This is a genomic window from Aliivibrio fischeri ATCC 7744 = JCM 18803 = DSM 507, from assembly GCF_023983475.1.
In the GTDB taxonomy this organism is placed as follows: domain Bacteria; phylum Pseudomonadota; class Gammaproteobacteria; order Enterobacterales; family Vibrionaceae; genus Aliivibrio; species Aliivibrio fischeri.
On sequence record NZ_CP092712.1, the window covers coordinates 1619534 to 1633879 of the forward strand.

The 14346-nt window shown below is 39.4% G+C and carries 10 protein-coding genes and 1 riboswitch; of the genes, 6 read left to right on the forward strand and 4 right to left on the reverse strand.

Annotated elements, in window-relative coordinates:
• Positions 1-48 precede the first annotated feature (48 nt).
• Together AVFI_RS07605 and AVFI_RS07610 are read right to left on the reverse strand one after the other, a co-directional pair.
• Entirely contained in the window at positions 49-1518 is a 1470-nt protein-coding gene (locus tag AVFI_RS07605; protein ID WP_054775225.1) for an MATE family efflux transporter, read from the reverse strand.
• Positions 1519-1671: 153 nt separating this feature from the next.
• On the reverse strand, positions 1672-2418 hold the full coding sequence (locus tag AVFI_RS07610) for a hypothetical protein (RefSeq protein WP_065598018.1): 747 nt from the start codon (positions 2416-2418) through the stop codon (positions 1672-1674).
• A 534-nt stretch (positions 2419-2952) separates the two neighbouring features.
• A riboswitch (glycine riboswitch) is annotated at positions 2953-3058 on the forward strand.
• Between the two features lie 97 nt (positions 3059-3155).
• On the opposite strand from AVFI_RS07610, the gene AVFI_RS07615 reads away from it, so the two are divergent.
• Positions 3156-4538 (forward strand): alanine/glycine:cation symporter family protein, encoded by a 1383-nt coding sequence (locus AVFI_RS07615; RefSeq protein WP_012534186.1) that lies wholly within the window; start codon positions 3156-3158, stop codon positions 4536-4538.
• A 364-nt stretch (positions 4539-4902) separates the two neighbouring features.
• Positions 4903-6588 carry a mechanosensitive ion channel family protein gene (locus AVFI_RS07620; protein WP_188863339.1) on the forward strand — a complete coding sequence of 562 codons (1686 nt, stop codon included), beginning with the start codon at positions 4903-4905 and terminating at the stop codon, positions 6586-6588.
• 81 nt (positions 6589-6669) lie between these two features.
• On the opposite strand, the gene AVFI_RS07625 is transcribed toward AVFI_RS07620, so the two are convergent.
• Both AVFI_RS07625 and AVFI_RS07630 read right to left on the reverse strand, forming a co-directional pair.
• Positions 6670-7299, reverse strand: coding sequence for a LysE family translocator (locus AVFI_RS07625; RefSeq protein ID WP_065598020.1), 630 nt, complete (start codon positions 7297-7299; stop codon positions 6670-6672).
• 83 nt (positions 7300-7382) lie between these two features.
• A complete protein-coding gene (locus AVFI_RS07630; protein WP_236783542.1) occupies positions 7383-7856 on the reverse strand; it encodes a hypothetical protein in 474 nt (157 codons plus the stop codon).
• A 482-nt stretch (positions 7857-8338) separates the two neighbouring features.
• Here AVFI_RS07630 and AVFI_RS20435 point away from each other — a divergent pair, with 482 nt between their 5' ends.
• The 4 genes from AVFI_RS20435 (at position 8339) to AVFI_RS07645 (ending at position 14306) form a co-directional block, all read left to right on the forward strand.
• Positions 8339-8470 carry a hypothetical protein gene (locus AVFI_RS20435; RefSeq protein ID WP_005419525.1) on the forward strand — a complete coding sequence of 44 codons (132 nt, stop codon included), beginning with the start codon at positions 8339-8341 and terminating at the stop codon, positions 8468-8470.
• A gap of 164 nt (positions 8471-8634) precedes the next feature.
• Entirely contained in the window at positions 8635-10119 is a 1485-nt protein-coding gene (locus AVFI_RS07635) for a carboxypeptidase M32 (protein ID WP_188863338.1), read from the forward strand.
• A 277-nt stretch (positions 10120-10396) separates the two neighbouring features.
• Complete coding sequence (locus tag AVFI_RS07640) at positions 10397-12397, forward strand: DEAD/DEAH box helicase family protein (protein WP_188863337.1); 2001 nt, start codon at positions 10397-10399, stop codon at positions 12395-12397.
• A 46-nt stretch (positions 12398-12443) separates the two neighbouring features.
• On the forward strand, positions 12444-14306 hold the full coding sequence (locus AVFI_RS07645) for a DEAD/DEAH box helicase family protein (protein WP_188863336.1): 1863 nt from the start codon (positions 12444-12446) through the stop codon (positions 14304-14306).
• The last annotated feature ends 40 nt before the right edge of the window (positions 14307-14346 follow it).

The following is a 14346-nucleotide window of genomic DNA, read 5'->3' on the forward strand; positions in this document are numbered from 1 at the left end:
AAATAGCATTAAATAAAAATGGCGGAGTATCTACACTCCGCCATTCTTTTATTTTGAAGCCACAGAAACTTCCAACTCTTCGTCGGTTTCTGCACCACTTTGCATGATGACGGCATCGTTATTACAAAACGGCGTCATGGTGACACTAATATCTGCTAATGTATCTTCTGTGCATACGGTTTCACAATGCTCTCTCACCATACTGATCACGTGCATTCTTAACACGATTAAACTGATAATACCGAACACCACATTACCTACGGCTTGACCATATAACACACCCAAACCGCCATACCACTGCGCACCGAAGTACACAAAAGGCAAAGTACCAATGGTTGCTTTACTTAGGTTAAGTGCCGTTGAATATAAAGGTTTACCCAAGTTATTAAATGACGTGTTTGCCACAAACATTGCGCCATTAAAGATAAAGGTGATAGCCACAAAACTACAGAATGTCATCATAATCAGCGACGCATCACCAACTAAGTTAAAGGCTTTAACAATGTAATCTTGCAGTAAAAACAAGATCAGTGAGACCGCAATACAATAAATCGCAGTAAAGAACAGCGAATTACGCAGCGTGTCTTTTACTCTATCAATGCGTTTTGCCCCAAAGTTCTGTCCAATGATTGGACCAACCGCTCCAGACAACGCAAAAATCACCGCAAACGTAACAGGAATTAATCGTCCAATTACCGCAAAGCCAGCAACAAAATCTTCACCAAACGGCGCAAGGGTTGATGTCACAATCGCATTACCAATCGGTGTTGCCGTATTCGTAATAATAGCCGGAGCCGCAATAGTAATAATGGCAGGTGTATGATCTTTTATGATCGACCATTCAGGCCATTTCACTAAATTGTGCGTTTTCACTAATGGGTATAAAGAGAAAACCAATACGGTAATTCGAGAGATTACCGATGCAATCGCCGCCCCTTCAACATTAAGTCCAAAACCAAAAATGAAAATTGGATCTAAAATGGCATTCACAATACCACCGTATAATGTGGCTAACATTGAACGTTTAGCATCACCTACAGCACGAAGACCTGCACCCGCGGCCATAGCAATGGCAATAATTGGGGTACTTGGTAATAAAATTGAAAGATATGCTTGAGCACGCTCAGCAACAAACCCTTTTGCTCCTATCATTGAAAGCAATTCAGGAATAAAGCAGAACATAACAATCGTTACAACGGTATTCACAATAAAGGCGATCGCCAGTGTACTACTCGCTAATTGTTGTGCTTTTTCGTTCTCTTTTGCCCCTAGCGCTTTAGATACCAAAGCCCCCATGGCAATAGAAGAACCGATAGAAACTGAGGTTGAAAAGAATATTATCGTTCCAGCAAAACCAATAGCAGCGGCTAACTCAACTTGTCCTAATAAACTAATAAAAAACATATCTAATAAGTCAACGACAAACAGTGCCATTAAACCAATAGAAGATGCTCCCGACATTACTAAAATGTGTCTCATGGTCGATCCATGAACAAATTTAGCCGTTTGATTACTCACATATCTCTCCTACCATTATCTTTCTACTCTTTACCATTTTAGATAAAAATAGCGTAATGGTGTTGAATACTAAAAATTAAATCATTATTTCCTAAAAATAAAAAAAACCACAAACTAATTGTGGTTTTCTTCAAACAGTGGAAGTAATAACGATTACATGCCTATGCTTTCACTAATGCTATCAATTTCTTTGATATCCATCTGTAGCAATTGTAATTCATCGTTATATTGAGTGATGAGTTTTTTCGCTGCTTCTTGACGTTGGCAAACATCAGACTTCACATCCCAACTTTTACCTTCAAGGTACACTTCACACTCTTTCGCTAAGCGCTTTTCATTTGATGTGGTTACTTCAATCTTAACTTCAAGAGCACTTGCTTCTTCTTTCAATTGAAGTTGACGTTGGAACAACTGCTTTGCGCGCGTCAACATCGTCACTTGTAAATCAACTTGGTTAGTTAATTTATCAATTTGCTTATTCTGCTCTTCAACTTGCATTTCTAGTGAGGCTTTTTGAGACTTCAATGCACCCACTTCTTTTGTTAATGTCGCGTGTTTTTTCGATTCTTCAACAATCGCTTGTGCTTTTTCTTCATCAAGCGTTTGCTTTTGAACTTCTAATGCTTGCTGTTTTTCTTTTTCAACAAGAACATCAACCTCAGCACTCTTCTCTTGTGCTTGAGTTAATTGAGTTTGATATTGCTTAGTTTGAGTTTCTAATTGAGTGTAGGCTTCTGTCCATTTATTTTCTGAAATACTAGAGCCAATTAAACCACCAGCAACCGCACCGATAATCAAGGTTACCCCTGCTACCCAATGGCTCGCTTTTGATTTCTCTTCAATAATAATGACATCTTCATCGTGCTCATCAGATGTTCTTGTTTGATTTTCTACACTCACGTGATAACCCCAAGCAAATAGATTTTATTGAGTATAGTGTTATTCCCTATACTCTTTGTTAAAAATAAGACAACTTATCGAATTAGCTCTGAAATCATGACATATGCCACATAAATGACAAGCCCTACAACAGAGGTATAAATAACCGATTTTTGAACCTTCTCATTTGATCTGAACTTGAACAGCACAGCAGCAAATACGAATAATAAAATGATGACCGCAATTCTTAGCATAGTACACCTCACTTTTCTTATACTTTAGCACATTTTTGCTTTCTAAATACTTGAGTTTTAGTCGTTATTTTGAACAAAGAAATCGGTTTCTTATAATATTTTTGAATTTTTCAAATAAAATGCATGACAATAAAATGTGACTTAGCTAACATAGCGTCTTGCTGTTATACAGCACACAATTTGTTGATCCGATGAAGACTGCAGGAGAGTGGCAAAAACCGTCAAGGTTACGCCCGCCGAAGAAGTAAATCTTTCAGGTGCCGAGTTCATTTTTTAAGTGAATAAGGTGAGGACTGTAGTTGGAGGAATCTCTGGAGAGAGCCGTTAAATCGGCCGCCGAAGGAGCAAGCCCTTATCTGAAAAATGATAACGGTGAAACTCTCAGGCAAAAGGACAGAGGAGAAAGTGATCCGATTAATCTCGGCTCTATACTATTTGTCGATCTTTTGACTTTGGTACACCACTCTCTCTTCTCCTTTCTATATGTTTTATTAAGGGGAAACCATGAACACTTTTCACAACACGCTTGTTACTATAGATAACTTCATTTGGGGTCCACCTCTTTTGATTTTATTGGTTGGTACGGGTATCTACTTTACGTTTCGTTTACGTATTTTCCAACTTCGCCACTTACCAACTGCACTTAAAATGGTTTTTTCACGAGAAGAAAACCAAAGTACAGGTAAAGGTGACGTTTCAAGCTTTGCGGCGTTATGTACAGCCCTATCAGCAACCATTGGTACAGGTAACATCGTAGGTGTAGCAACCGCCATCAAACTGGGTGGTCCTGGTGCCCTTTTCTGGATGTGGCTTGCTGCTGTATTTGGAATGGCAACAAAATATGCCGAATGTTTACTTGCGGTTAAATACCGTAAAACAGACAGCAAAGGCGAAATGGTTGGCGGCCCAATGTATTACCTTGAATACGGTATGGGTAATAAATGGTTAGCAAAACTGTTTGCTCTATTTGCTTTAGGTGTTGCTTGCTTTGGTATTGGTACATTCCCACAAATTAACGCTATTGTTGACTCAGCACAGCTAACAATGAATGCACCAGCATGGTTAACGGGCGGTATCCTTACAGTCCTTGTTGCGGTTGTAACACTTGGTGGTATTCAATCTATCGCTAAAGTCGCTGAAAAAGTCGTTCCAACAATGGCAGTAGTTTACGTTGTATCGTGTGCTTCTGTTTTAATTATGCAAGCCGAAGCTTTACCCGCTGCATTTCAATTAGTGATTACGTCTGCGTTTACAGGCACTGCTGCAACCGGTGGTTTTGTTGGTGCATCGATCATGCTAGCTATCCAATCAGGTGTGGCTCGTGGTGTATTCTCAAATGAATCAGGTCTTGGTAGCGCCCCAATGGCAGCGGCAGCCGCCAAAACTGACTCTTGTGTAAAACAAGGCCTTGTATCAATGACAGGTACCTTCTTTGATACTGTGATCATTTGTACTATGACAGGATTAACTTTAGTGGTTACTGGTGTATGGCAAGGTGAAGCAGCGGGTGCCTTAATGACAACTCAAGCATTTGCTATTGGCCTAGGCTCTGAGCAAATTGGTCCATACCTTGTATCTATCGGTTTAATGTTCTTCGCTTTCACCACTATTTTAGGCTGGAACTACTACGGTGAACGTTGTGTGACTTACTTATTTGGTCGCAAAGGTGTTTTACCATACAAAATAATCTTTATTAGCTTAGTGGCTTCTGGTGCTTACATGCATTTAGATACTATTTGGGTTATTGCTGATATTGTTAACGGCTTAATGGCTATTCCGAACTTGATTGGTTTAATCGCTCTTCGTCATATTATTATTGAAGAAACCCACCTATTCTTCAGTAAGCAAAAAGAGACTGAAAACGAACAAGTTTTTAATAGAATATAGCGTACCAATGAATTGTCTCTGTTAATTTTCAGAGACAATTTGAAACATTTATGTAAACCAAATCTCACAAATATATTATTTATTCTGCTATTATTACCTTATACATTAAGTGAGGTGATATATGGACATATTAACTCTTATATTTGGCTCAGTACTTTTAGTTTTAGTCATAGGCTTTTTTATCTCCTTTTGCAAAGGACTTATTAACGAATATAAAGAGCTACATAAATGATAGACCCAATTTAAAAGCAGCTTTCTCGGCTGCTTTTTCATTTTTGTGACTACCAGTTAAAAAGTTATCCTGCCACTCTTGATAAAATTTCACTACAATAGACCTAGCTTAATTCACAGTTATCGAGGCTCTATGCGACATTTTATTTGGATCTTACTCTTCTTTAGTTCACTTTCCTTTGCTAGCGAAGCACAAGACTTAAGTCATTTAGAGAAAATTAATGCTGAAATTGCACGACTAAAAACAGAGTCAAACTCATTCAGCGGCAGTGAATTGGCTATTATTCGAGTTCAACAAGTCGAAAAAAACAATGAACTGCGATCTGTTTTATCAACGCTAATTCAAGAACATGACAAAACAACAAAAGACCTTTTAATCTCAGAAGTGAACAATCAAATTGGTTATGCAGAGCGATCTTTTGCCTATTTGGATAAAGAACTAAAATCAAAACAAGCACAACTTGATAAAGCTGACATTGAACATAAGCTAGCGCTTCAAAACACATTAAAAGAAACCCGAGACTACTATTACCTATCCCTTAGCGACCAGCTTGAAAATTATCAATGGCTCGCAGATCTTGGTGAATCTAACGAAGCTCAAATCGATGCGTTCAAATTACTCATTGATCAAAAAATCAAATTTCTTTCTGCTTCATTAAGCTTTGATGCTAGTCGTGAACAACGTTTATCCGACCAACTTCAACACTCTTCGGAATCAGAAAAATCATCATTAACCCTAGATCACCTGTTCTTTGAGCGTAAAGTATTTAACTCTACATCAGGGTTAGAAAAACTGATCAGTATTGCCGATCAGTTGGACATCAATACCACCGACTATAAGCGTCAGCTCTTCTCAACAACGGGTAACCTAACAGAAGATATTCTTAAGTTCCCTGTTATTGCCGCTATCTTAAGTAATTGGATATCTTCAGGTAGTAACTGGCTACTTAAACACGCTCCGGATCAGCTATTAAAATTCTTAGTCTTTATTCTGATCTTATTTGCTACCCGCTTAATTGCCCGTTTAACAAGCCGCGTGGTATTAAAAGCAGTTGTTCAGCCTCATTTACGCATGAGTAAATTGATGCAAGACTTCTTTGTATCCATGTCGAGCAAGCTCATTTACTTTATTGGTATCCTAATCGCCTTTTCAAAAATCGGATTAGATCTGGCACCTGTATTAACAGGTTTCGGTGTTGCCGGTATTATTATTGGTTTCGCATTACAAGATACGTTATCTAACTTCGCATCGGGCATGATGCTACTTATCTATCGCCCATTCGATGTCGGTGATTTAGTAGAAGCAGGTAGCGTATCAGGCAAAGTAAGCCACATGAGCCTAGTAAACACCACCATCAAAACCTTTGATAACCAAATCATTATTCTACCTAACAGTATGATTTGGGGGGATGTAATCAAAAACGTCACCCACGAGAGAGTGAGACGTGTGGGCATGGTATTTGGGATAGGATACGAAGACAGCATAGAGCACGCAGAGAAAATCTTAGCTGAGATTGTAGACGCACACCCTGCTGCACTGAAAAAACCAGAACCAAACATCAGAGTCCACACACTAGGTGCCTCTTCAGTTGATTTCATTGTTCGTCCTTGGGTAAAAACCGATGACTATTGGGATGTGTATTGGGACATTACTCGTGAAGTAAAACTGCGTTTTGATAAAGAAGGCATTTCGATTCCATTCGCACAGCAAGATGTGCACGTTCACTTTGCGAAGAAAGATAAAAAACCAAAGAAGCCAAATCCAATCACCGAGAAAATTGGTAGCGTGATTGACTCAGTAAGATCAAAAGACAGCTAAACAAAAAGTGCCATGCGTATTCAATAATAGGCATGGCACGGTTTCATTCATATTTTATATCAAGCTTGGCATTTTAAACAATTATTTAGAAACAAGTAAGTTCACACCAAGCATCACAAGTACCGCCCCTGTCACCCTTTCAATTCTATTTTTAACCACAGAGCTCGACATCAATTGCTTGGCTTTTTCCACCAACAAAGCAACGCCTCCCTGCCATATCATCGCAATGACAAAATGAATGCTCGCCATCAATAATGATTGAGCAAACGCGCTGTACTCAGGGTTAATAAATTGCGGTAATAACGCCAAATAAAATACTGCGGTTTTTGGGTTTAAGATATTAGATAAAAAACCTTCTTTAAACGACACTTTTAATGACGGTGCTTCAAGGCTTTTATTACTGCTCATGCCTATGGATTGTGAGTGACTAAAAGTACTTCTTATGGATTGCACACCAAGCCAGATAAGATAAATCGCACCAATGGTTTTCACTACGGTAAACAACTCAGCCGAGCTCACCAACACCACAGACAAACCAACCGCTGACATGGTTGCATGAACAAACAGCCCACAACAAATACCAAGACTGCAAGTTATGCCATCTTTCCAACCACCACGCGTTGTATTACGAATCACCAACGCCGTATCCAAACCAGGTGTCATTGTAAGCAGCAATATGGCAATAAAAAACGCCCAAAAATCCATTATCATAAAATATCCATTTTTAATTTGAGCGAATCTTCAAATGTCGCTTCTTTCCATCAATATATTGAAGAATAAACAGCAATACAATATTAACAATTAAGCATGGTTAATTTGGTTGCCCTCTGACGCTTAGGAATTCGGATATAAGAGAACACATAATTAATTGAAGCGTAAAAGATAACCGTATATCCAAGCAGTTCATAACCATCGCCCATCACTTGCTGCCACATATCTCCCATTCCAAACAGGCGTGAGAATACGAGCAAAATAGCTAATCCTAAACACAATACAGGAAAGTGAGATTGCTTCATCATCTTAGATAATCCCAATAACACATTGTTACGATCCGTTAATGCATAACCAATAGCAATCAGAGCAACAATAATCGCAGGAACTGCCCAGAATCCGTGATAAACAAGATGATCAAAAAAAGCGTCAAACTCACGGATTAACATGCAAGAAAAGAAAGCTGCAATTAAAAAACTCGCACGACGATATGCCGCATTATCCCAACCGATATAAGCAAAAGATAAAACACTCGCAAGTAATAAAAGTTGCTCCACATACTCGGTTGCCTATTGTTCTGAGATAGTATTTTGTAACACTAATACATCATAACGAATAACCAGAACAGGCAATGAAACAAGCACAAGCAAAAAGAAAAAGTTTATAAACTTAAAGCTAATAAATTTTAATGAAGAAGACATTTAACACCACATATTATTTTAGTTACGAGCCCCTTCCGTGGTTCTTCTATTAACAAATTAATCAATTATTTCTGTTAATCAGCATACGGAAGCTAAAATAAGAGTGCAATTCAATTAAACGCCAAAATAAGTAAAAGACTTTTACGAGATCTTACTGAATAAATTATCAACAAGTAAAAAACCATTAGTGCTTTAACTCTATTAATTATCGCGCCCTTCATAGATTCATCATATTTATATAAAATAGGCCATATATGGATCTTTTTGACCTTTATCGGAAAGTTATTTGTTCGATATACGGTTAAAGTACAGGCATTCATATCACGGGGTAAACAGCAATGAATCATGTAAAATTTGAATATCAAATCATGGGGATTGGAAGGTGGATTTCTGCAACCGTCTCTTTGGATATTGCGACCAAATTAGCAGAAGAATATACATCTTACGGTTGGCCCGTAAAAATTAGCTAATACATTTTCTCATCCTTTTCGAATTAGCTTCTCTCTCATTTGGCCTCGAACTCTCGGGGTCATTTTTTGATATTTTAAAAATCACTGAATAACTCACTTCCCCATCTTAAGAAAATCGCGATATCATGAGCCTTAACTAAAAAACCTTACAAGGAACTAGCCTCATGAGTCATTATCAGAAACTTGTTGCTCACAGTTTAAAAATATCTCGTTTTGAACACTTATCTGCTATTTGCGGTTGGGATCAAGCCGCTGTAATGCCATCAGGCGGTAACGACGCTCGTTCGGAAGCCATGGCCGAACTTTCTGTACATCTTCATAAACTGGGTACAGAACCACAACTAGCAGAATGGTTTGATAAAGCAGAATCAGAATCTCTGTCTGATAACGAGCAAGCAAGCCTACGTGAAATGAAGTCAAAATGGCAACAAACCACAGCCCTACCTGAAACGCTAGTAGAAGCACAATCGTTAGCAGGCTCGAAATGTGAACACGCTTGGCGCTCACAACGCAGTGAAAACGACTGGGATGGCTTTAGTAAAAACTTTGCAGAAGTCGTTGCCCTATCTCAAGAAGAGGCACAGATTCGCGCTGAGATCACAGGCCTAACCCCTTATGATGCCATGCTTGATTTATACGAGCCGGGAACCACCACAGCAAAACTGGATGTGGTATTTAATGACGTAAAATCATGGCTACCAGCGCTCATCCAAAATATCCAAGAGAAACAAGCGACAGAGTCTATCTATTTGCCACAAGGTCATTACCCAACCGAGCAACAACGTCAGTTGAGTTTGGATGTAATGAAGTTTTTAAACTTTGATTTTAACCATGGTCGTCTTGATGTCAGTATGCACCCTTTCTGTGGCGGTGTACCAACGGATGTTCGTATTACCACACGTTACGATGAAAACGATTTTGTGCAATCTTTGATGGGAACTGTTCACGAGACAGGACACGCTCGTTACGAACAAGGTTTACCAAAAGAATTTGCTGGCCTTGCCGTTGGTGAAGCACGCTCAATGGGAATTCACGAATCTCAAAGTCTATTTTTTGAAATGCAGTTAAGCCGAAGTGCTGAGTTTATTTCTCAACTATCACCATTAGTGCAAAAGAACTTTGTGAATGCGGATCAAAAGATCTTTGAAACAGATAACCTGCAAAAAATCTACACTCGTGTAAAACCTGATTTTATCCGTGTTGATGCCGATGAAGCGACATACCCTGCTCACGTTATTTTACGTTATGAAATCGAGCGTGATTTAATGAACGGTAACATCAGCTATAAAGATATCCCTGAACTGTGGGATGCAAAAATTCAGCAATACCTAGGTTTAACCACCAAAGGCAATTACAAAAACGGCTGTATGCAAGATATTCACTGGACAGACGGCAGCTTTGGTTACTTCCCAAGCTACACATTAGGTGCAATGTACGCAGCACAGTTTATGGCTGCAATGAAACAAACCGTAGATGTAGAGAAAGCCACACTAAGCGGTGATTTAAGCCCTATTTTCACTTGGTTATCAGATAATATCTGGACCAAGGCATCACTATTCTCAACCGATGATTTAGTGAAGCAAGCAACGGGGGATGTGCTAAATGCAAGTTTCTTTAAAGCACACTTAGAGAAGCGTTATTTGGGGTAAGAGCTAGACGTTAATTCGCCTCTTTACTCTATGTAATTAATAAAATGGATGTGGTTTTGGCTGCATCCATTTTTTGTAATTCGTTTTTGACCATCACTTTATCCCCGACAAGGTATAATATCTACTTTATCCTCGGTCGGGGATATCACATAATATGACGGGGTGTTGATTTATAATCCAAAACAATTAGTTAATGTGATTATTTTTAGGTCAGTACTAAAAAGATTAATTACGGTATAATATACAACATTCTTTTTCGTTGATTAGGTAGGACAAATTGACAACTAAAGCACTAAAACTTCGCGATATGGTTCATACCGTACTTGGTAGTGACGCCCTTCACTCTCATCAAGTTAATGCAGCAACTAAAACATTTAACGCACTAAAAGGTGAGGTTCGAGCAGTTGTTACAGCAGCAGAGATGCAGGCTGGAAAGTCAGGTATTGCCCTTGCTTTATGTTGTTTGCAGCGTTTAAGTTTGAATGACCTTGATATTTGTGACCGTAAACAGCTTAAAGACACCCTATACCTTGTCACCATGCCAGATACAGCCTTAAAAGAGCAGGCTGAAGATGATCTTAAACTGGCAAAAAACGTTGTTGTCAGTAATTTCGTTAACTTTGAAAAAGCACTAGAAAATGAATTTAAAGGCAACCCTCCGAAACTGATCATTATTGATGAATGCCACTACGGTTCGAATGTATCTGCTGTTAGATACAGTAAAGTCTTCGATTACCTTGAGAAAGAAAATGATAGCTGCAAAGTGGTATTTATTTCAGCAACGCCTTTTGGTGCTTTATATGGCGCTGAAACTGAGTATCAAGAAGCAATAGAACTTCAACAAGAAGCTGAAGACGAAGACAATCAAGCATTAATTATTGAAGCAAAGCAAGCAGCCCAGAATGCTCTTAAAGACTCTATTTTAAGACGTGATTTCAATACCCGATTAGTATTTCACAAAACAAGCGATGAATACTACGGTGTTCGTGAAATGCTTAAGAGCAGTAAGGTGAAAGGGCTTGGGCAAGATACTAAAAACTTCCTCGTTGATTCACCAGAACGCAATGAGTTTATTGAGCAATTCAATTCTCATGAAGGCATGGGCTGGTCACTAGTACGTGTGCCTGCTGGTTTTGCCATGGACGCGAAAGAATTTCTAATTAGCCAAGGGATCGATGAAAGTTCTGTTTATATCCTTGGTAACTCACTTACTGGCGTTCCCGAAGATGAACATTGCAGCATAGAACGTTTTAAACGTGAGTTTGATGACGCCCAAATATTTGAGGATAAATTAATTGCAATTACCGTTGCTGGAGCAAGAGCTGGCATCAACTTCGGTGCCATGATGAAGAACAACCTCATCTCTACTTGGGATAGCACTGTTGCTAGCGTTGCAGCAGTAGTACAAGCCAACATAGGTCGTGCATGTGGTTATCACGGCAATAATTCATCACTGCACTTTACCAACCTTAATGCAACAGAAGCCTATGCCTCTATCTTGGATCACTTAGAAAAAACTTGCTCTGAGGAAGCGGCATCAGATTTTGACGGACTAAGAGAATTCTTTGAGGATGTTTGTCAAGAATATCAAGTTAATGGATTAGATGTTGGCTTAACCATCAAATACAAACGTAGACGCCCTATCGGTGACGTTGAGACCTACCGAACAGATAGTTATATCGCTGTACCCGCAAAATTATTAGAAGACGAAGCAGACTTTAGTCAGTTCACCAGAGATAAACACCTTCTTCAAGCAATCGAGATAATTCGCAACGAATTTACTGCTAAAGGAGCGCCAAGCGTCAAAGGCAACCGAGCTATGCGTGGCAAAAAGAAAAACTGGATAAAAGCACAATGGGTCAACGGCGATAGTTACAACAACCCAGAGAAAGCTCATGCAGACGGGACTCAAGAAGAGAAAGCTAAGCTCTACACAACAATGATCGACAACGATGAATATCTTGAGTTTAACCGTGTTGTCGCTCCTGGTTCAGGTGAACTATCGGAAAACAAACTGATCACTGCAACCATATTCAGTGTGTACAACATTTCTCGCCGCCAAGTTGATAAGAAGATCATGACGTTAGAAGATGTTCATGATATGTGTGATTACTTTGGCATTGAGCGAGATGATACTATGTTTGTTCTCTACAAGCGCGGAGAGTACGATATTGATCGTTCCATTGCGAAAAAGCAGCATAACGAGTTACCTGAAAAAACGGGAGACCTAAGTGATGAGTCTCATTTTTCAGATAAAACTGAATCAATGTATAATTAAAGCTCGAATGGGGCTTTTCACATAGCCCCACTTCTCGGTAATAGTCATGAATAATTCTAATAAACACCGCAAACTTGCTGAGTATACAATCTCAAGCAATACGTTCTCGCACCAACGTGAAGCGGCACAACAAGCATTCAAGCAGTTTGAAGCAGGTTCTAGAGCTGTAGTCATTGCTGCGGAAATGCAATCAGGTAAATCTGGCATTGCTCTCGCCCTATCCTGCTTACAAAGACTATCACTTTCGGACGAAGCCATAGTAGACAGAAAATGTCTGAAGGACACTTTATACCTAGTGACCATGGCTGACACTGCACTTCAGGAACAAGCAAAGCAAGATCTTGCAGCTAGTAAGAACGTTGTTGTCAGTAACTTTACAAATTTTGAAACAGCACTAAAAACACATTTCAAGTTTCAAGCCCCTAAGCTAATCATTATTGATGAGTGTCACTATGGCTCGAGTAGTGATAGCGTTCGATATGACAAGATCTTCAATTACCTTGAACACAACAACCAAGCCTGTAATGTCGCCTTTGTTTCAGCTACGCCATTTAGTGCGCTCTATGCCGCAGGTGCTGATTCAATACTCCGCCATAACTTCGATACTTCCTTGGTCTTCCATAAAACAAGTGATGAGTACCATGGCATTAGGCAGATGCATCGCAACAACCAAATCATTAAATTGGATGAAAATTCGCGAGACTTCTGTGATACCTCTTTACTTCGAAATCGTTTTATCCGTCAGATCAAAGAACATGAAGGTTCAGGATGGTCACTAATTCGAGTACCTAGCAGTCAGGCAAAAGTTGCAAGGGACGTTTTGCTCTCTAACGGTATTGAACCACATCAAATCCATATCATTGGTCAAAAACTTGTTGGCCTCGAAGATCACGAGCTTTCTTCTATCAATGACTTTAAACGTGAATACGAAACCGCTGCATTATTCGATGAAAAGCTAATAGCAATCACTGTGGCAGGTTTTAGAGCTGGTGTTAACTTTGGTCAAGAGATGAAAGAAACGCTGATAAACTCTTGGGATAGCACAATTGCCAATATTGCAGCAGTTGTACAAGCTAATATTGGTCGAGCTTGTGGTTATCATCAGAATACAACAGCAAAACACTATACTAACCTAGATGCGGTGAGAGCCTATGGTGAGCTACTTGATCACTTAGAATCCAATCACAACAGTCATGAGCTTAGTGGTCTTCATCAATTGTTCGAGCAAATTTGTTCACGCTATGAGGTAAGAGGGTTTGACCGTGGCACAACAATAGCTCCAGTTTCTGAAACTAGAGTAATAAAGAAGCTTATTGACAGTAAATCATACTCAACCAAAGGTTATATTGCTGTTCCAGGTAAACTTCGAGACCCTGACTTCGACTTCTCCATGTTTACAACTGACCCAGAGCTTTTAGAGGCTATTAGCTTAATTCGTCAAGAGTTGATAGGTGACGATGGACCATATAGAAAGAAAAACCGCGCCCTTCGTGGTGAGCATCAGAATTGGATCAAAGCACAATGGGTGAATGGCGCAACTTATGATGACGGGACTCAAAGTTGTGCAAAGGCAAGAACACTAGCCTTCACTTCTCAGTTAAATCAAGAAGAGGAAGTATCATTTAATCAAGTTGTGAACCCTGGCGGCGGAGAAAAAACTGAGGATAAAAAGGTAATGGCAAGTATCTTCAGTACTTATAATCTCTCAGGTCAGATGGATGCTTTCAAGCGCTCTTTAGATTCGGATGATCTGGAGGAAATTTGTAGTTTACTAGATGTAGAGCACGACCGAGATACCCTGATTGTTCTTTACAAACGAGGGACAATATTAGAAAAAGATTTAGATGATAAGTCGAATTTCAACCAGGAAATTCACACCACTCGAATACGACATAACAGCGTCTTCTAGATACAACAAAGCCGCGACTTTTCGCGGCTTTGACTCTTCT

Excerpts from the sequence above, each read along its gene's own strand:
- AVFI_RS07645 (WP_188863336.1), top strand. The coding sequence starts at position 12,444 with ATGAATAATTCTAATAAACACCGCAAACTTGCTGAGTATACAATCTCA.
- AVFI_RS07625 (WP_065598020.1), bottom strand. The coding sequence starts at position 7,299 with ATGATAATGGATTTTTGGGCGTTTTTTATTGCCATATTGCTGCTTACA.
- AVFI_RS07615 (WP_012534186.1), top strand. The coding sequence starts at position 3,156 with ATGAACACTTTTCACAACACGCTTGTTACTATAGATAACTTCATTTGG.
- AVFI_RS07635 (WP_188863338.1), top strand. The coding sequence starts at position 8,635 with ATGAGTCATTATCAGAAACTTGTTGCTCACAGTTTAAAAATATCTCGT.
- AVFI_RS07620 (WP_188863339.1), top strand. The coding sequence starts at position 4,903 with ATGCGACATTTTATTTGGATCTTACTCTTCTTTAGTTCACTTTCCTTT.
- AVFI_RS20435 (WP_005419525.1), top strand. The coding sequence starts at position 8,339 with ATGAATCATGTAAAATTTGAATATCAAATCATGGGGATTGGAAGGTGG.